The following is a 17,813-nucleotide window of genomic DNA, read 5'->3' on the forward strand; positions in this document are numbered from 1 at the left end:
GTGTCTCAAGCCTCTCCGGGCTGGGGACTTACACCACGCGATGGGACACGATCCCTTGACCATGTCCGTCCTCCGTCCAGCGGGCGTCGCACCCGTTTATTTCTCGATCAACGGATGAATAATAATGATGCTGTCATGGGTATTCAACAGTTTTCCGCAGCTTCCGTCACGCAATCCAGACCGTGTTGCGCAATGACCATGCGGGATCGAACCCAGACGCTGCACCTCTGGTTCAGGCAATGTTGAGCCGCCCTTTATCCCCTATTGGGGCCTGTTCGTTCGCGTATTGCGCCCAGCTGCCCCCAGGGGAGCGCGCGATCGGCCTTTGCGTCAGACCAGGTGGATCGAACCAATCACCTGGGACGTTTGCTGTCGACTTGCAACTGCTGGTCCGCGCTGACTGTTCCAGGCACGAATCCGTGTTCACGCACGACGGGCCAGCGGCGTGCCGGTATCCGCTCCAGACGGCGACGCCTGTTGATTGGCGATGAGACCCCGATCCGCCCGTGCCGGATCGCCGCTGCGGGAAGCGACCTGGCCGCGCTCCACCGGCGGGCGCCCCCCGGCTACTCCCACTCGATCGTCGCCGGCGGCTTGCTTGAGACGTCGTAGGTGACGCGGTTGATGCCGCGCACCTCGTTGATGATGCGGGTCGAGACCTTCTTCAGCAGGCTGTAGGGCAGCTCGGCCCAGTCGGCTGTCATGAAGTCGGTGGTCTGCACGGCGCGCAGGGCGACGACGTAGTCGTAGGTGCGGGCGTCGCCCATGACGCCGACGCTCTTCACGGGCAGGAAGACGACGAAGGCCTGGCTGGTCAGCTCGTACCAGCTCTTGCCGCTGGCCGGATCGCGGGTGGCGCGCAGTTCCTCGATGAAAATGGCGTCGGCCTGGCGCAGCAGGTCGGCGTATTCCTTCTTCACCTCGCCCAGGATGCGCACGCCCAGGCCGGGGCCCGGGAACGGGTGGCGCTGCACCATCTCGGGCGGCAGGCCCAGCGCCAGGCCGAGCTCGCGCACCTCGTCCTTGAACAGGTCGCGCAGCGGCTCCAGGAGCTTCAGGCCCAGCTGCTCGGGCAAGCCGCCGACGTTGTGGTGGCTCTTGATGGTGACGGCCTTCTTGTCCTTGCCGCCACCCGACTCGATGATGTCGGGGTAGATCGTGCCCTGGGCCAGCCATTGCACGCCCTGCCCCGCGGCATCCCCGGCGATCAGCTTGGCGGCCTCGGCCTTGAACACTTCGATGAACTCGCGGCCGATGGTCTTGCGCTTGGTCTCCGGGTCGCTGATGCCCTTGAGCTGGCCCAGGAACTGGGCGCCGGCGTCCACGTGCACGACCTTGGCATGCAGCCGGCCGGCAAACATCTCCATCACCATCCGGGCCTCGTTCAGGCGCAGCAGGCCGTGGTCGACGAAGACGCAGGTGAGCTGGTCGCCGATGGCGCGGTGGATCAGCGCCGCCGCCACGCTGGAATCGACGCCGCCCGACAGGCCCAGCAGCACGCGTTCGCCGCCGACCTGGTCGCGGATGGCCTGCACCGCTTCCTCGACGTGCTGGCGCATGTCCCAGTCGGCATGGGCTCCGCAGATGTCGCGCACGAAGCGCGCCAGGATGGCGCTGCCCTGCGGCGTGTGCGTGACCTCGGGGTGGAATTGCAGGCCGTAGAAGCGCCGCGTCTCGTCGGCCATGCCGGCGATCGGGCAGGACTCGGTGCTGGCCATCAGCTTGAAGCCCGGTGGCAGTTCGGTCACCTTGTCGCCATGGCTCATCCAGACCTTGAGCATGCCGTGGCCCTCGGCCGTGGTGAAGTCGGCAATGTCCTTGAGCAGAGCCGTGTGGCCGCGGGCGCGCACCTCGGCGTAGCCGAATTCGCGCGTCTGGCCGCCTTCCACCTTGCCGCCGAGCTGCTGCGCCATGGTCTGCATGCCGTAGCAGATGCCGAGCACCGGAACGCCCAGCTCGAACACCGCCGGCGGCGCACGGTCGTCGACCTCGTAGACGCTGGCGTGGCTGCCCGACAGGATCACGCCCTTGAGGCGGCCGTCGGCCGCGTATTGCCGCACCCACTCGTCGCTGACGTCGCAGGGGTGGATTTCGCAGTACACGCGCGCCTCGCGCACGCGGCGCGCGATGAGCTGGGTGACCTGCGAGCCGAAGTCGAGGATCAGGATCTTGTCGTGTGGCATGGATTTCGGGGCGGATTCGGTCGTTTGCGCCCGCGGCCCAGGCAAGGGCTGCGATTGCGGGCACGTGAGGCGGCGCGTCAATCAGCCCGGTAGTTGGGCGCTTCCTTGGTGATCTGCACGTCGTGCACGTGGGACTCGCGGATGCCGGCGGCGGTGATCTGCACGAACTCGGCGCGCTCGCGCATGTCCTCGATGGTGGCGCAGCCGCAGTAGCCCATGGCAGCGCGCAGGCCGCCCGACTGCTGGAAGATGATGGCGACGACGCTGCCCTTGTAGGGCACGCGGCCTTCGATGCCCTCGGGCACCAGCTTGTCGGCGTTCGGGTTGCCGGTGCTGCTTTCCTGGAAGTAGCGGTCGGCGCTGCCCTGCTGCATGGCGCCGATCGAGCCCATGCCGCGGTAGCTCTTGTAGCTGCGGCCCTGGAACAGCACGACCTCGCCCGGCGCCTCCTCGGTGCCGGCAAACATGCCGCCCATCATCACGCTGTGGGCGCCCGCCGCGATCGCCTTGGCGATGTCGCCCGAATAGCGCACGCCGCCGTCGGCAATCAGCGGCACGCCGCTGCCCTCGAGCGCGCGCGCGACATCATGGATGGCGGTGATCTGCGGCACGCCGACGCCGGCCACGATGCGCGTGGTGCAGATGCTGCCCGGGCCGATGCCGACCTTGACGCCGTCGGCGCCGGCATCGGCCAGAGCGCGCGCGGCCGCGCCGGTGGCGATGTTGCCGCCGATGACATCGACCTGCGGATAGTTCTTCTTGACCCAGCGCACGCGCTCGATCACGCCCTGGCTGTGGCCGTGCGCGGTATCGACCACGATGGCGTCGACGCCGACGCCGACCAAGGCCTCGACGCGCTCCTCGGTGCCGCCGCCCACGCCGACGGCGGCGCCGACGCGCAGGCGGCCGTGATCGTCGCGCGCGGCATTGGGAAAGGTGGTCTGCTTGGTGATGTCCTTGACGGTGATCAGGCCCTTCAGGCGATCCTGGCCGTCCAGGATCAGCAGGCGCTCGAGCTTGTGCTTGTTCAGCAGCTGTTTGGCCTCGGCGTGGCTGGTGCCCTCGGGCACGGTGACGAGGCGCTCGCGCGGCGTCATGATCTCGCGCACCGGCAGGTCGTAGCGCGTCTCGAAGCGCAGGTCGCGCCCGGTCACGATGCCGACCACACGGCCGTGGTCGATCACCGGAAAACCGCTGATGTCCAGCTCGTCCGACAGCTGCATCACCTGCAGCACGGTGTGCTCGGGCGTGATCACCACCGGGTCGCGCAGCACGCCGCTTTCATAGCGCTTGACCTTGGCCACCTGTGCCGCCTGTTCCTCGGCCGTGAGGTTCTTGTGCACGATGCCGATGCCGCCCTCCTGGGCCATCGCGATCGCCAGGCGCGCTTCGGTGACGGTGTCCATGGCTGCCGAAACCAGCGGCAGGTTGAGGCGGATGTTGCGGGTCAGCTGGGTGGCAAGCGAGGCGTCCTTGGGCAGGACTTGCGAATATGCGGGGACCAGCAGAACATCGTCGAAGGTCAGCGCATTGCCGATCAGGCGCATGTTTGGCTCCAAAAGGCGAATTGTATCGACGCGCTGCACGCCGCCCGGGCGCGGCACGGGTCGCGGATGCTGCCTGAAGGCGCCGGGCCGGCATGGCCCGGGCGCTGTCAGTTCGACAGCGCGGCGCGCTGGTGGATCACGCCGAGCAGGGCCTCTTCGCCCACCTCCCGGCGCAACTGCATGACGGCCAGGGCGTCGTCACCGACCACGTAGCGCACCTGCGGGCTGCCGTCAGTGGCGGCGCCGAACAGGGCTTGCCCCAGTTGCTCGGGCGTGGCGGTGGCCCCGGAGGCCCGGTTGGCCGCGAAGGCGGCGGCCGCTTGCCGGATCAGCCCGGCGTAGGCTCCGCCATCGCCCTCGAAGGTGCGCGCCATGGAGCGCCCCGAAAACGCGGTGGCCACGGCGCCACGGGCGAACACCTTGACCCGGATGCCCAGCGGCGCCAGCTCGTGGCTGAGCGACTCGGAAAAGCCGACCACGGCGAACTTGGATGCGGCGTACAGCGAATACAGGGGCATCGCCACCAGGCCCGACAGCGACGCCACGTTGATGATGACGCCGCTGCCCTGGGCGCGCAGGATCGGCAGCACCGCGCGCGTGACGTCGAACAGGCCGAACACATTGGTCTGGAACTGGCGCTCGATCGACTCGGGCGATGCCGTCTCGAAGGGACCGAACAGGCCGTAGCCGGCATTGTTGATGAGCACGTCGATGCGCCCGAAGCGGGCCATCACCTGCCCGATGGCGGCATCGATCGACGACCGGTCGGTCACGTCCAGCGCGAAGGCCTCGATCGTCCCGCGGTCGGACTCGAAATGCGTGGATTCGGGCCGGCGCAGCGTTGCCGCCACGTTCCAGCCCTCGGCGGCGAACGCCTGCACGGCCGCCGCGCCGATGCCCGAGGAGCAGCCGGTGATGAGAACAGTGGATGGCATGAGTGCCTGCCTCACCCACGGCCCGGCACGCGCCCCGCGGATGGGCCATGTCATGGTATGCCGATCCGGCGCGCGCTTCCAGTCGCGATCTTGCGGTGCGGCGCGCGGCGCTCGGGGCGCAACGCGCCAGTGCGATCCGTGCGCGCGAGCGCCCGCGCCGGCTGCGGGGACAGTGCAAGCGTGCGAAATCGGACGCTGAGTGTCGGTTTCTCGTCACATGTTGTCACAAAACCGCGAGGAGCGATTACACTGCCCTTCCCATGAAAGTCGCTCGTCTGCTCCTCATCGGCTGCGCGTTGACCGCGAGCTTCGCGGCCTGCGCCCAGTATCAGTGGATCGATGCCGACGGACGGCACGTGTTCAGCGATCGCGCGCCGCCCGCCGGCGTGCCCGCGGACAAGATCGTGTCGCAGCCGCGTGCCGGCAGCGTGCGCGCGCCCGCTGCGCCCGCGGCAGGCGACGCAGCGACGCCCGCACCCGCCACCGCCGAGGTCGCCCCCCGCCCGGCGGCCGAGACCGTGGACAAGACCCTGGAAGCACGCAAGAAGCAGGCCGAGGCAGACCAGGCCGCCCAGGAGCAGGCTGCGCAGGCACGCGAGGCGGCAGCGCGCGCCGACAACTGCAGGCGCGCACGCAACGCCAAGGCGGCGCTCGAGTCGGGCCAGCGCATGGCGCGCACCAATGACAAGGGCGAGCGCGAAGTGCTCGACGACACGCAGCGCGCGGCCGAGCTCAAGCGCGTCGAGCAGATCATCGCGTCGGACTGCCGCTGACCTCCGGCTGGGGGTCTCGTTCGCAGACTAGGATCGGCCCGCCAGCGGCCGGCCCAGGGCTGGCCCGCAGGTGGACGCGCGCCAGCCACCGGCGCACCGGGCGGCACCGCCCCGATCCGCCACCCCAGATCCCTGAAAGACCGGCGTCGATGCGCACGATCGCGGCGCATCGCCATGCCCCGACCTGGTGCACGGGCGGCGTCATATCGCACCGGATTGGTGCGGCCGATCACCTTCGACGGTGAAAACCACCCGCTCGCGCCATGGAGACGGGCGAACAACCGACCTGGCATGGTTTCTGCTGGATGAGGGCAACCCAATCGCAGATGGAGTGTGCAAATGACTCGAACCGTGGCAGACGTGATGAAGCTCGTGCAGGAAAGCGGCGTCCAGTTCGTCGACCTGCGTTTTACCGACACGCGCGGCAAGGAGCAGCACGTGACCGTGCCGGCGTCGGCCTTTGGCGAGGACCAGTTCCACGCCGGCCACCCGTTCGACGGCTCGTCGATCGCCGGCTGGAAGGGCATCGAGGCTTCGGACATGCTGCTGATGCCGGATCCCGCCACCGCCAACCTCGACCCGTTCTTCGAGGCGCCGACGCTGATCCTGACCTGCGACGTGCTGGAGCCCGGCGACGGCCTGCCCTATGAGCGCGACCCGCGCTCGCTGGCGCGGCGTGCCGAGGCCTACCTCAAGAGCAGCGGCGTCGGCGATACCGCGTATTTCGGACCCGAGCCGGAGTTCTTCGTGTTCGACAGCGTGCGCTGGCAGGCCGGGCTGTCGGGTTGCATGGTCGAGATCGAGTCGGAGGAAGGCGCCTGGAACAGCGACCGCGCCTATGCCCATGGCAACCGCGGGCACCGCCCGGGCGTCAAGGGCGGCTATTTTCCCGTGCCACCGGTGGACAGCTTCCAGGACCTGCGCTCGGAGATGTGCCTGCGCCTGGAGGCCCTGGGCGTGCCGGTCGAGCTGCACCACCACGAGGTCGGCACGGCCGGCCAGATGGAGCTGGGCACGCGCTTTTCCACCCTGGTGCAACGTGCCGACTGGCTGCAGCTGCAGAAGTACGTGATCCACAACGTCGCGCACGCGCACGGCAAGACGGCGACCTTCATGCCCAAGCCGATCGTCGGCGACAACGGCTCGGGGATGCACGTGCACCAGTCGGTCTGGAAGGACGGGCGCAACCTGTTCGCCGGCAACGGCTACGCCGGCCTGAGCGAATTCGCACGCCACTACATCGGCGGCATCATCAAGCACGCGCGCGCGCTCAACGCCATCACCAACCCGGGCACCAACAGCTACCGGCGCCTGGTGCCGCACTTCGAGGCGCCGGTCAAGCTGGCCTACTCCAGCCGCAACCGCTCGGCTTCGATCCGCATTCCCTACGTCACGACGCCCAAGGGCCGACGCGTCGAGGTGCGCTTTCCCGATCCGACCGCCAATCCCTACCTGGCGTTTGCCGCCCTGCTGATGGCGGGCCTGGACGGGGTGCAGAACCGCATCGACCCGGGCGAGCCGCTGGACAAGGACCTGTACCACCTGCCGCCCGAGGAGGACGCGCAGATTCCGACCGTATGCGCCAGCCTGGACCAGGCGCTGGAGCACCTGGACCGCGACCGCGGCTTCCTGACCCAGGGCGGTGTGTTCAGCGACGCCATGATCGACGCCTACATCGAACTCAAGATGGCCGAGGTGACGCGCCTGCGCATGACGACGCACCCGATCGAGTTCGACATGTACTACAGCCTCTGAAGGTCGGCCATCATGAAGTTCACCAAGATGCACGGCCTGGGCAACGACTACGTCTACGTCAACACCTTCGAGGAGGCGGTGGCCGATCCCCGGGCGCTGGCGGTGGCCCTGTCGCGCCCGCACTTCGGCGTGGGCTCCGACGGGCTGGTGCTGATCGGGCCGTCGGACGACGCCGATTTCGCGATGCGCATGTTCAACGCCGACGGCTCGGAGGGCGAGATGTGCGGCAATGCGGCGCGCTGCATCGGCAAATACGTGCACGACCGGGGCCTGACGCGCAAGACCCGCCTGACCCTGGCCACGGGGAGCGGCGTTCGCACGCTCGCGCTCGAGCTGCGCGCCGGCTCGGTCGACCGCGTCACGCTGGACCTGGGCGCGCCGACGCTGAATCCGGCGGAGATTCCGGTGGACCTGCCGGGCGAGCGCGTGCAGGCGCATCCGCTGCCGATCCAGGGGCACACCTGGCCCATCACCTGCGTCGGCATGGGCAACCCGCACGCCGTGACCTTCGTGGATGACCCGCAGGCCATCGACGTCGCCGGCGTCGGCACGCAGATCGAGCGGCACCCGCTGTTCCCGAATCGCACCAACGTCGAGTTCGTGCGCGTGGCCGGACCCGATCGCCTCGAAATGCGGGTGTGGGAGCGCGGCAGCGGCGAGACCCTGGCCTGCGGCACCGGCGCCGCCGCCAGCCTGGTGGCCGCGGTGCTGGAAGGCCGCTGCGCGCGCAACGCCACCGTGGCGCTGGCCGGCGGCGAGCTCCAGGTTGCCTGGGACGCGACGGACGGCCACGTCTACCAGACCGGGCCCGCCACCTTCGTCTTCGACGGCACCTGGCTCGGGGACTGACATGCGCCTGAACCCCCACCTCGCCGCCATGCCGGGCGGCTACCTGTTCGGCGAGATCGCACGCCGCGTCCAGGCCTACGAGCCGGCGGCGCCGCGGCCGATCATCCGCCTGGGCATCGGCGACGTGACCCAGCCGCTCGCGCCGGCGATCACGCAGGCCCTGGTCGACGCGGCGCGGGAGATGGGCACGCCCGAGGGTTTCCACGGCTATCCGCCGGACCAGGGCTACGCGTTCCTGCGGCGCGCCATCATCGATGCGGACTACGCGCCGCTGGGCGTCGGCCTCGAACTGGACGAAGTGTTCATCACGGATGGTGCCAAGACCGACACCTCGGCCCTGCCCGAGCTGCTCGCGGCCGACGCGCGCGTCGCGGTGACCGACCCGGTCTATCCGGCCTACGTCGACGCCAACGCCATGGCGGGCCGGCTGGGGCACTACGAGAAAGGCGCCTGGAGCCGCCTGGTCACCCTGCCCTGCCATGCCGACAACGCCTTCGTGCCCGAGCTGCCGCGCGAGCGCGTCGACCTGCTCTACCTGTGCTACCCGAACAACCCCACGGGCACCGTGCTGACCCAGGCCCAGCTGGCGCGTTTCGTGGCCTACGCGCTCGAAACCGACACGCTGATCCTGTTCGACGCCGCCTACAAGGCCTACATCACGGATCCCGCCATCCCGCGCTCGATCTACCAGATCCCGGGCGCCGAGCGCGTCGCGGTGGAGTGCTGCTCGTTCTCGAAATCCGCCGGCTTCACCGGCACGCGCTGCGCCTACACCGTGATTCCGAAGGCGCTGCAGGGCCGGGTGGACGGTCGCATGGTGTCGCTCAACGCGCTCTGGGCGCGCCGCGTGGCGTGCCGGCAGAACGGCGTGTCCTACCCGGTCCAGCGCGCCGCCGCGGCGGCGCTCTCGCCCGCCGGGCAGGCCCAGGTCGCGGCCCAGGTGCAGGCCTACATCGACAATGCGCACGCCATCGTGGCGGCGCTGCAGGGCGCCGGGCTGGAGGTGTTCGGCGGCATCCACGCACCCTACGTCTGGCTGCGCATTCCGGGCGGCCAGAGCGCCTGGGACTTCTTCGACCACCTGCTGCACCGGGCCCAGGTGGTGGGCACGCCCGGCTCGGGCTTCGGTCCCGCCGGCGAGGGCTACCTGCGCCTGACGGCCTTCAACACGGCCGAGCGCACGCGCGAGGCGCTGGCGCGCATCCTGGCCGTGCTGTGATGCCGGTGTCGGCTGGGTTTGATGGATGCACATTAAACTGACGCGCGGCACCCGTTGCCGCAGCACGCCACCGCCGAGCCGCCTCATGCCCGCTGTTCCCATGCGCGATCGCCCACCCGCCCGGCGCGCGCCGCCGCCCAGCACGCGACGTGCATCGACAGCGCCCGGCGCCGACGCGCAGGACCTCAGCTTCGCGCCGCAGGACCAGGAAGCCTACGACCGACTGGCGACGATGGTGGCGGTGGTGCGCGCCGACGGGCGCTGCCTGCTGGCCAATGCCGCGCTGGAGAACGCCATCCGCCAGTCGCGCCGCCGGCTGGTGCGCGGCCGGGTGACCGACTGGTTCGAGGACCCGGCGCCGCTGCAGGCGGCGCTGCAGCACGTGGCGGGGCGCCACCTGGTGGTGAGCCGCTTCGAGGCGCTGCTGCGCTGCCAGCCACCCGGGACGCACGCGCTGCCGGTGCGCGTGATTGCCAGCCCGATCGGCCGCGGCGGGCCGGACGCGGCGCTGATGCTGGAGATGATCGAAATCGAGCGCCAGGTGCAGCTCGATCGCGAAGCCCGCATGCACGACCTGGTGCAGGCCCATCGCGAGCTGCTGCGCAACCTCGCTCACGAGGTCCGCAACCCGCTGGGCGGCATCCGCGGCGCGGCCCAGTTGCTGGCGCTGGACGCCGTCTCGCGCGACCTGGCCGACTACACCGACGTCATCATCCGCGAGGCGGACCGGCTGCAGGCGCTGGTGGACCGGCTGCTGGCGCCACACCGCGGCGCGCCGGCGTGGCGCGCGGTCAACGTGCACGAAGTCTGCGAGCGCGTGCGGATCCTGGTGCTGGCCGAGTTTCCGGCCGGCCTCGAGGTGCGGCGAGACTACGACACCTCGCTGCCCGAGCTGCGCGGCGACCCCGAGCGCCTGATCCAGGCCCTGCTCAACATCGTGCGCAACGCCGCGCAGGCCCTAGCCGTGCGCATCGCCAGCGGCGACGCCTGCATCGTGCTGCGCACGCGCGTGGCGCGCCAGGTCACGCTGGACGGCCGGCGCCACCGGCTGGCAATCGAGCTGCAGGTCGAGGACAACGGGCCGGGCGTGCCGGCGGCCCTGCTCGAGCAGGTCTTCCAGCCCCTGGTGTCGGGCGACCCGGGCGGCCACGGGCTCGGGCTGACGCTGGCGCAGGCCCTGGTGCAGCAGCACGGCGGCACCATCGCCTGCGAAAGCCGCCCGGGGTGCACGCGCTTCACCCTGCTGTTCCCGCTGGCGCAGGACGCAGGCCCGCCGACCCGGGAGCCGGCACCATGAAGCCGGTCTGGATCGTCGACGACGACCCCTCGATCCGCTTCGTGCTGGAGCGTGCGCTGGCGCGCGCGGCGCTGCCGGTGCGGGCGTTTGCCGATCCGCACGCGGTGCTGGTGGCGCTCGACGCCGGCGAATCGGCGCAGGTGCTGGTGAGCGACATCCGCATGCCGGGCGCCAGCGGCATCGAGCTGCTGGCCGAGGTCCGGCGCCGCCAGCCGGAGCTGCCGGTGATCATCATGACCGCCTACACCGACCTGGACAGCGCGGTGGCGGCGTTCCAGGGCGGCGCCTTCGAATACCTGCCCAAGCCGTTCGACGTCGAGCAGGCGGTGGAGCTGGTGCGCCGCGCCGCGAGCGAGCACCCGGCGGCCGCGCCGGCCCTGGCGGCCGTCGCCGAGCTGCCGCCGATGCTGGGCCAGGCGCCGGCCATGCAGGAGGTGTTCCGCGCCATCGGACGCCTGAGCCAGAGCGAGGCGACGGTGCTCATCACCGGCGCCAGCGGCACCGGCAAGGAGCTGGTGGCGCACGCGCTGCACCGCCACAGCCCGCGCGCCGCAGGCCCGTTCGTCGCCATCAATACGGCAGCGATCCCGAAGGACCTGCTGGAAAGCGAGCTGTTCGGCCACGAGCGCGGTGCCTTCACCGGCGCCCAGGCCACGCGTCCGGGCCGCTTCGAGCAGGCCGCTGGCGGCACCCTGTTCCTGGACGAGATCGGCGACATGCCGCTGGAACTGCAGACGCGCCTGCTGCGCGTGCTGAGCGACGGCCGGTTCTACCGCGTCGGTGGCCAGCAGCCGCTGCGCGCCAGTGCGCGCGTGATCGCCGCCACGCACCAGGACCTGGAACAGCAGGTGCACGCCGGGCGCTTTCGCGAAGACCTCTACCACCGCCTGAACGTGATCCGCCTGCGCCTGCCGTCGCTGCGCGAGCGGCGCGCGGACATCCCGCTGCTGGCGCGCTTCTTCCTCGACCGCAGCGCGCGCGAACTGGGCGTCGAGGCCAAGCGCGTGAGCGACGCGACACTCGAGCGGCTGGCACGCGCCGACTTCCCCGGCAACGTGCGCCAGCTGGAGAACCTGTGCCGCTGGCTCACGCTGATGGCACCGGGGCGCAGCATCGAGCCCGAGGACCTGCCGCCGGAGCTTGCGCCCGCGCCCGCGCCGGAGCCCGCCGCCGGCGACTGGCTGGCGCCGCTGGCGCACGAGGTGCGCGCGCGCCTGCAGGCGGGCGAGGCCGATGTCTGGAAGCAGCTCGCCGACCGCTTCGAGCGCACCCTGATCGACACCGCTCTCGAACTCACCCAGGGCCAGCGCCAGCAGGCCGCGCAGCGGCTCGGCATCGGCCGCAACACCCTCACGCGCAAGGTGCAGGAGCGCGGCGATTCCGATGCCTGAGCGTCGCGCCAGCCCGGGCACACGGCCGCGCTGAGGCCCGCGCCATGGCACGCCTGCGCCGTCTCGTCCTGGCCGACCAGCCGCACCTGGTGCAGCTGCGCACGCTCGACGGCCGTGCCGCCTTCGCCGACGCGGCGGACCGCGCGGGCTTCATCGACATCCTGCGCGAAGGCCTGGCGGTGGAGCGGGTGCGCCTGCACGCCTACCTCCTGGGCACGGACGAAGTGCGCATGCTGGTCACGCCCGCGGCGGCGCCGGCGCTGGGGCGCCTGGTGCAGGCGCTCGGGCGGCGCTACGTGGTCGCCTACAACCGCCGGCACGGGCGCCGCGGCACGCTGTGGGAGGGCCGCTTTCGCGCCTGCCCGGTGGAGCCGGGCGCATTCGTGCTGGCGGCCATGGCCTGGATCGAGCAAGGCGGCGAAGCCAGCCCGGCGAGCAGCGCGGCGCACCACCTGGGCGTGCAGCACAACCGCCTGCTGAGCGACCCTCCGGCCTACTGGGCGCTCGGCAACACGCCGTTCGAACGCGAGGCGGCCTGGCGCCGGCGCCTGGAGGCCGGGCTGGCAGACGCCGTGCTGGCGCAACTGCAGCGTGCCCTGCGCGGCGGCTGGGCGCTGGGCGCGCCCGCCTTTGCCGCATCGATCGGACGCGCCGACCGCCCGGCAGCCCCGCGCCCGGCGGGTCGGCCGCCCCGCGCGCGCCCGGCAGCTTAGAACGACGCTGAATCACCATGGGCACCGTTCGCGCATTGCGGACGACGTTCCGCCCGCGCCTGACCGGTCCAGGATCAAAAAAATTCAGGCTACGGCCGGATCCGGAAAACCCCCGATCGGCCGCATGCAGTGTTCACGCGACTGCCGTTGGAATTGCCTTTTATGCACGAATTCACGCCACTTAGTGCTTCTGATTTGATATGTCCCTAATTTAATAAAACAATCAAATGAAAGATAAATAATAGGTTCCGACCCCGTTTTATTTTTCTTGCGACAGCCCGCGCACGGGCGTAATCTTCCTGCCCCGACGCACCTTCACCGAGGCTTCACTTGCACCGCCCCCTGCCCCTGCCGACCGCCGAAGAGATCCAGGTGGCCACCGAGCGTGGCCTTTATGACCCGCGCTTCGAGTACGACGCCTGCGGCGTCGGCTTCGTGGCCCACATCCAGGGCCACAAGAGCCACGCGATCGTCACCCAGGCGCTCGACATCCTGTGCCACCTGAACCACCGCGGCGCGGTCGGTGCCGACCCGCTGATGGGCGACGGCGCCGGCATCCTGATCCAGCTGCCGGACGCGCTCTACCGCGCCGAAATGGCGGCGCAGGGCGTGACGCTGCCGCCACCGGGCGAATACGGCGTCGGCATGCTGTTCCTGCCCAAGGAGCACGCCTCGCGCCTGGCCTGCGAGGAGGAACTCGAGCGCGCCATCCGCGCTGAGGGCCAGGTGCTGCTGGGCTGGCGCGACGTGCCGGTCGACCGCGAGCTGCCGATGTCGCCCACCGTGCGCGCCAAGGAGCCGGTGATGCGCCAGGTCTTCATCGGCCGCGGCACCGACGTGATCGTGCAGGATGCGCTGGAGCGCAAGCTCTACGTGATCCGCAAGACCGCCAGCGCCGCCATCGAGGGCCTGGGACTGAAGTACGGCAAGGAGTACTACGTCCCAAGCATGAGCAGCCGCACCGTGATCTACAAGGGCCTGCTGCTGGCGCACCAGGTCGGCGCCTACTACCGAGACCTGCAGGACGAGCGCTGCGTCTCGGCGCTGGGCCTGGTGCACCAGCGCTTCTCCACCAACACCTTTCCCGAGTGGCCGCTGGCCCACCCGTATCGCTACGTGGCGCACAACGGCGAGATCAACACCGTGCGCGGCAACTACAACTGGATGCGCGCGCGCGAGGGCGTGATGAGCTCGCCCGTGCTGGGCGCCGACCTGGTCAAGCTGTATCCGATCAGCTTCGCCCACCAGTCGGACACCGCCGTCTTCGACAACTGCCTGGAGCTGCTCACCATGGCCGGCTACCCGCTGGCGCAGGCCATGATGATGATGATCCCCGAGCCCTGGGAGCAGCACCGGGCAATGGACGAACGCCGCCGCGCGTTCTACCAGTACCACGCCTCGATGCTGGAGCCCTGGGACGGCCCGGCGGCGATCGTCTTCACCGACGGCCGCCAGATCGGCGCCACGCTGGACCGCAACGGCCTGCGGCCGGCGCGCTACTGCGTCACCGACGACGGCCTGGTGGTGATGGCGTCCGAGTCCGGCGTGCTGCCGATCCCCGAGCACAAGATCGTGCGCAAGTGGCGCCTGCAGCCGGGCCGGATGTTCCTGATCGACCTGGACCAGGGTCGCCTGGTGGACGACGACGAGATCAAGGCCAGCCTGGCCGGCGCCAAGCCCTACCGGCGCTGGATTGACAACCTGTGCGTGCGGCTGGACGACGTGATGCAGCCGGTGGCCGGCGCCGACGCGCACGAACTGCCGATGGCCGCGACCGAGCCCCAGAGCGCCGGCATCGAGGCCGCCTCGCCCGACCTGCTGGACCTGCAGCAGGCCTTCGGCTACACGCTGGAGGACATCAAGTTCCTGCTCAGCCCGATGGCCGTGCACGGCGAGGAAGCGATCGGCTCGATGGGCGACGACAGCCCGCTGGCCGTGCTGTCGGGCCAGGACAAGCCGCTCTACAACTACTTCCGCCAGATGTTCGCCCAGGTCACGAACCCGCCGATCGACCCGATCCGCGAGGCCATCGTGATGAGCCTGGTGACCCACATCGGCCCGAACCCCAACCTGCTCGACATCAACCAGGTCAACCCGCCGATGCGGCTGCAGGTCAGCCAGCCGATCCTCGACGCGACCGACATGGACAAGCTGCGCGACATCGAGCGGCGCACGCACGGCAAGTTCCGCTCACAGGTGATCGACATCACCTACCCGCTGGCCTGGGGCGCCGAAGGCGTCGAGGCGCGCCTGGCCAGCCTGTGCGCGCAGGCGGTGGATGCCATCCGCGGCGGCCACAACGTGCTGATCCTGAGCGACCGCGGCGTCGGCCGCGAGCGCGTCGCGATTCCCGCGCTGCTGGCGCTCTCGGCCGTGCACCAGCACCTGGTGCGCAGCGGCCTGCGCACCAGCGCCGGCCTGGTGGTCGAGACCGGCAGCGCGCGCGAGGTGCACCACTTCGCCGTGCTGGGCGGCTACGGCGCCGAGGCGATCCACCCCTGGCTGGCGCTGGAGACGCTGCGCGCCATGCACCACGGCCTGCCCGGCACGCTCGGCACCGACGAGGCGATCCAGCACTACATCAAGGCGATCGACAAGGGGCTCTCGAAGGTGATGTCCAAGATGGGCGTTTCCACCTACATGAGCTACTGCGGCGCCCAGCTGTTCGAGGCGGTGGGCATCGACAGCACCACCATCGACCGGTATTTCACCGGCACCTCCAGCCGCGTCGAAGGCATCGGCGTGTTCGAGATCGCCGAGGAAGCGCTGCGCTGCCACCGCGCCGCCTTCGGCGACGACCCGGTGCTGGCGCGCAGCCTGGCCACCGGCGGCGCCTACGCCTGGCGCGTGCGCGGCGACGAGCACATGTGGACGCCCGACGCCATCGCCAAGCTGCAGCACGCCACGCGCGCCGGCAATTTCGCCACCTACAAGGAATACGCCCAGCTCATCAACGACCAGTCCGAGCGCCTGATGACGCTGCGCGGCCTGTTCGCCTTCAGGGTCGACCCGGCGCGCGCGATCGCGGTGGACGAGGTCGAGCCGGCCAGCGAGATCGTCAAGCGCTTCGCCACCGGCGCCATGTCGCTGGGCTCGATCTCGACCGAGGCGCATGCCTCGCTGGCGATCGCCATGAACCGCCTGGGCGGCAAGAGCAACACCGGCGAAGGCGGCGAGGACCCGCGCCGCCACCGCGAGCCGATCACGGTGCACCGGCGCAAGACGCTGGCCGGCGTGATCGGCGCCGACGTGGTCGAGGTGGACCAGCCGCTGGAGGCCGGCGACAGCCTGCGCAGCCGCATCAAGCAGGTGGCCTCGGGGCGCTTCGGCGTCACCACCGAATACCTGGTCAATGCCGACCAGATCCAGATCAAGATGGCGCAGGGCGCCAAGCCGGGCGAAGGCGGCCAGCTGCCCGGCGGCAAGGTCACCGACTACATCGCCCGCCTGCGCCACAGCGTGCCCGGCGTCGGCCTGATCAGCCCGCCGCCGCACCACGACATCTACTCGATCGAGGACCTGGCCCAGCTCATCCACGACCTGAAGAACGTGGCGCCGCACGCCAGCATCAGCGTCAAGCTGGTGAGCGAGGTCGGCGTCGGCACCGTGGCCGCGGGCGTGGCCAAGTGCAAGGCCGACCACGTCGTGATCGCCGGCCACGACGGCGGCACCGGCGCCTCGCCCTGGTCGTCCATCAAGCACGCCGGCAGCCCCTGGGAAATCGGCCTGGCCGAGACCCAGCAGACCCTGGTGCTCAACCGCCTGCGCGGGCGCATCCGGGTGCAGGCCGACGGCCAGATGAAGACCGGCCGCGACGTCGTCATCGGCGCCCTGCTCGGCGCCGACGAGTTCGGCTTCGCCACCGCGCCGCTGGTGGTGCAGGGCTGCATCCAGATGCGCAAGGGCCAGCTCAACACCTGCCCGGTCGGCATCGCCACGCAGGATCCGGTGCTGCGCCGCCGCTTCACGGGCAAGCCCGAGCACCTGATCCACTACTTCCTGTTCGTCGCCGAGGAAGTCCGCCAGATCATGGCGCAGCTGGGCGTGCGCCGCTTCGACGAGCTGGTCGGCCGCGCCGACCTGCTCGACCTGCGCCGCGGCATCGCCCACTGGAAGGCCCAGGGGCTGGATTTCTCGCGCCTGTTCGCGCAGCCGCCGGTGCCGGCCGAAGTGCCGCGCCGCCATTGCGAGCAGCAGGACCACAGCCTGGCGCAGGCCTTCGACCACCGCCTGCTGGCGCAGGCGCGCCCGGCCATCGAGTCCGGCCAGCGCGTGCGCATCCTGGACAGCACGCGCGGCGGCAACCGCTCGGTCGGCGCCCTGCTCTCGGGCGCCGTGACCCAGGCCCATCCCGACGGCCTGGCCGACGACAGCATCCGCATCCAGCTCGAGGGCACGGGCGGCCAGAGTTTCGGCGCCTTCCTGTGCCGCGGCATCACCCTGGTGCTGGTCGGCGACGCCAACGACTACACGGGCAAGAGCCTGTCGGGCGGCCGCATCGCGGTGCGGCCCAGCCTGGACTTCCGCGGTGCCTGGCACGACAACATCATCGTCGGCAACACCGTGCTGTACGGCGCCACCAGCGGCGAGGCCTACTTCGCCGGCGTCGCCGGCGAGCGCTTCGCGGTGCGCCTGTCGGGCGCCACCACGGTAGTCGAAGGCACCGGCGACCACGGCTGCGAATACATGACCGGCGGCACCGTGCTGGTGCTGGGCACCACCGGCCGCAACTTCGCCGCCGGCATGTCGGGCGGCATCGCCTACGTCTACGACGAGGACGGCCAGTTCGCCAGCCGCTGCAACCACGCCATGGTGCAGCTCGAGGCGGTGCTGCCGGCAGCCGAGCAACTGGCAGGCGAGAGCGTCGCCAGCCTGCACCGCGGCCGCAGCGACGAGGAGCAGATTCGGGCCCTGCTGGACGAGCACCTGCGCTGGACCGGCAGCCGCCGCGCGCGCGAGCTGCTCGACCACTGGCACGCCGCGCGCGGGCGCTTCGTCAAGGTGTTCCCGAACGAATACCGGCGCGCTCTGGCCGAGCTGGCGACGCGTGCGGCGGCGCCCGCGGCAGCCGCAGCCGGCACCGGCACCGAAAAGCCGGTTTCATCCCATTCCTGATACGGCCCGCCCGGCAAGCAGCCCCACACCCTGAAG

Annotated in this window: 11 protein-coding genes; 8 read left to right on the plus strand and 3 right to left on the minus strand. The window is 70.5% G+C overall.

The window, feature by feature from the left end; genetic code table 11:
• Window positions 1-566: 566 nt before the first annotated feature.
• The 3 genes from guaA to PKA16_RS04665 all read right to left on the minus strand — a co-directional run bounded on the left by guaA (window position 567) and on the right by PKA16_RS04665 (window position 4,665).
• Window positions 567-2,183: a glutamine-hydrolyzing GMP synthase gene (guaA, locus tag PKA16_RS04655; RefSeq protein WP_324400886.1), complete on the minus strand. Its 1,617-nt coding sequence runs from the start codon at window positions 2,181-2,183 to the stop codon at window positions 567-569.
• Between the two features lie 77 nt (window positions 2,184-2,260).
• Window positions 2,261-3,730, minus strand: a complete 1,470-nt coding sequence (gene guaB, locus PKA16_RS04660) for an IMP dehydrogenase (protein WP_324400888.1) — start codon at window positions 3,728-3,730, stop codon at window positions 2,261-2,263.
• A 107-nt stretch (window positions 3,731-3,837) separates the two neighbouring features.
• The gene (locus PKA16_RS04665; protein WP_324400890.1) at window positions 3,838-4,665 is read right to left on the minus strand and encodes an SDR family oxidoreductase; all 828 of its coding nucleotides are present in this window, start codon (window positions 4,663-4,665) and stop codon (window positions 3,838-3,840) included.
• Between the two features lie 260 nt (window positions 4,666-4,925).
• Between PKA16_RS04665 and PKA16_RS04670 the strand changes: the two genes are divergently transcribed.
• From PKA16_RS04670 to PKA16_RS04705, 8 genes are all read left to right on the plus strand, one after another.
• The gene (locus PKA16_RS04670) at window positions 4,926-5,438 is read left to right on the plus strand and encodes a DUF4124 domain-containing protein (protein WP_324400892.1); all 513 of its coding nucleotides are present in this window, start codon (window positions 4,926-4,928) and stop codon (window positions 5,436-5,438) included.
• Between the two features lie 339 nt (window positions 5,439-5,777).
• Window positions 5,778-7,193, plus strand: coding sequence for a type I glutamate--ammonia ligase (glnA, locus tag PKA16_RS04675; RefSeq protein WP_324400894.1), 1,416 nt, complete (start codon window positions 5,778-5,780; stop codon window positions 7,191-7,193).
• Window positions 7,194-7,205: 12 nt separating this feature from the next.
• Window positions 7,206-8,042, plus strand: a complete 837-nt coding sequence (dapF, locus tag PKA16_RS04680) for a diaminopimelate epimerase (protein ID WP_324400896.1) — start codon at window positions 7,206-7,208, stop codon at window positions 8,040-8,042.
• Between the two features lies 1 nt (window position 8,043).
• Window positions 8,044-9,261: an LL-diaminopimelate aminotransferase gene (locus tag PKA16_RS04685; RefSeq protein WP_324400898.1), complete on the plus strand. Its 1,218-nt coding sequence runs from the start codon at window positions 8,044-8,046 to the stop codon at window positions 9,259-9,261.
• Between the two features lie 100 nt (window positions 9,262-9,361).
• Window positions 9,362-10,558 carry a nitrogen regulation protein NR(II) gene (glnL, locus tag PKA16_RS04690; RefSeq protein ID WP_324400900.1) on the plus strand — a complete coding sequence of 399 codons (1,197 nt, stop codon included), beginning with the start codon at window positions 9,362-9,364 and terminating at the stop codon, window positions 10,556-10,558.
• Window positions 10,555-11,949 carry a nitrogen regulation protein NR(I) gene (gene ntrC, locus PKA16_RS04695; protein WP_324400902.1) on the plus strand — a complete coding sequence of 465 codons (1,395 nt, stop codon included), beginning with the start codon at window positions 10,555-10,557 and terminating at the stop codon, window positions 11,947-11,949. Before glnL ends, ntrC begins: the two co-directional genes overlap by 4 nt.
• 44 nt (window positions 11,950-11,993) lie before the next feature.
• A complete protein-coding gene (locus PKA16_RS04700) occupies window positions 11,994-12,662 on the plus strand; it encodes a transposase (RefSeq protein ID WP_324400904.1) in 669 nt (222 codons plus the stop codon).
• A gap of 348 nt (window positions 12,663-13,010) precedes the next feature.
• Window positions 13,011-17,777: a glutamate synthase-related protein gene (locus PKA16_RS04705; protein WP_324401020.1), complete on the plus strand. Its 4,767-nt coding sequence runs from the start codon at window positions 13,011-13,013 to the stop codon at window positions 17,775-17,777.
• Window positions 17,778-17,813 lie beyond the last annotated feature (36 nt).

The sequence above is a fragment of the Ottowia sp. genome (genome assembly GCF_035325765.1).
GTDB lineage: Bacteria > Pseudomonadota > Gammaproteobacteria > Burkholderiales > Burkholderiaceae_C > Ottowia.

What these genes read in the sequence shown, in the direction of transcription:
- guaA (WP_324400886.1), bottom strand. Translation starts at nt 2,183, where the DNA reads ATGCCACACGACAAGATCCTGATCCTCGACTTCGGCTCGCAGGTCACC.
- guaB (WP_324400888.1), bottom strand. Translation starts at nt 3,730, where the DNA reads ATGCGCCTGATCGGCAATGCGCTGACCTTCGACGATGTTCTGCTGGTC.
- PKA16_RS04665 (WP_324400890.1), bottom strand. Translation starts at nt 4,665, where the DNA reads ATGCCATCCACTGTTCTCATCACCGGCTGCTCCTCGGGCATCGGCGCG.
- PKA16_RS04670 (WP_324400892.1), top strand. Translation starts at nt 4,926, where the DNA reads ATGAAAGTCGCTCGTCTGCTCCTCATCGGCTGCGCGTTGACCGCGAGC.
- glnA (WP_324400894.1), top strand. Translation starts at nt 5,778, where the DNA reads ATGACTCGAACCGTGGCAGACGTGATGAAGCTCGTGCAGGAAAGCGGC.
- dapF (WP_324400896.1), top strand. Translation starts at nt 7,206, where the DNA reads ATGAAGTTCACCAAGATGCACGGCCTGGGCAACGACTACGTCTACGTC.
- PKA16_RS04685 (WP_324400898.1), top strand. Translation starts at nt 8,044, where the DNA reads ATGCGCCTGAACCCCCACCTCGCCGCCATGCCGGGCGGCTACCTGTTC.
- glnL (WP_324400900.1), top strand. Translation starts at nt 9,362, where the DNA reads ATGCGCGATCGCCCACCCGCCCGGCGCGCGCCGCCGCCCAGCACGCGA.
- ntrC (WP_324400902.1), top strand. Translation starts at nt 10,555, where the DNA reads ATGAAGCCGGTCTGGATCGTCGACGACGACCCCTCGATCCGCTTCGTG.
- PKA16_RS04700 (WP_324400904.1), top strand. Translation starts at nt 11,994, where the DNA reads ATGGCACGCCTGCGCCGTCTCGTCCTGGCCGACCAGCCGCACCTGGTG.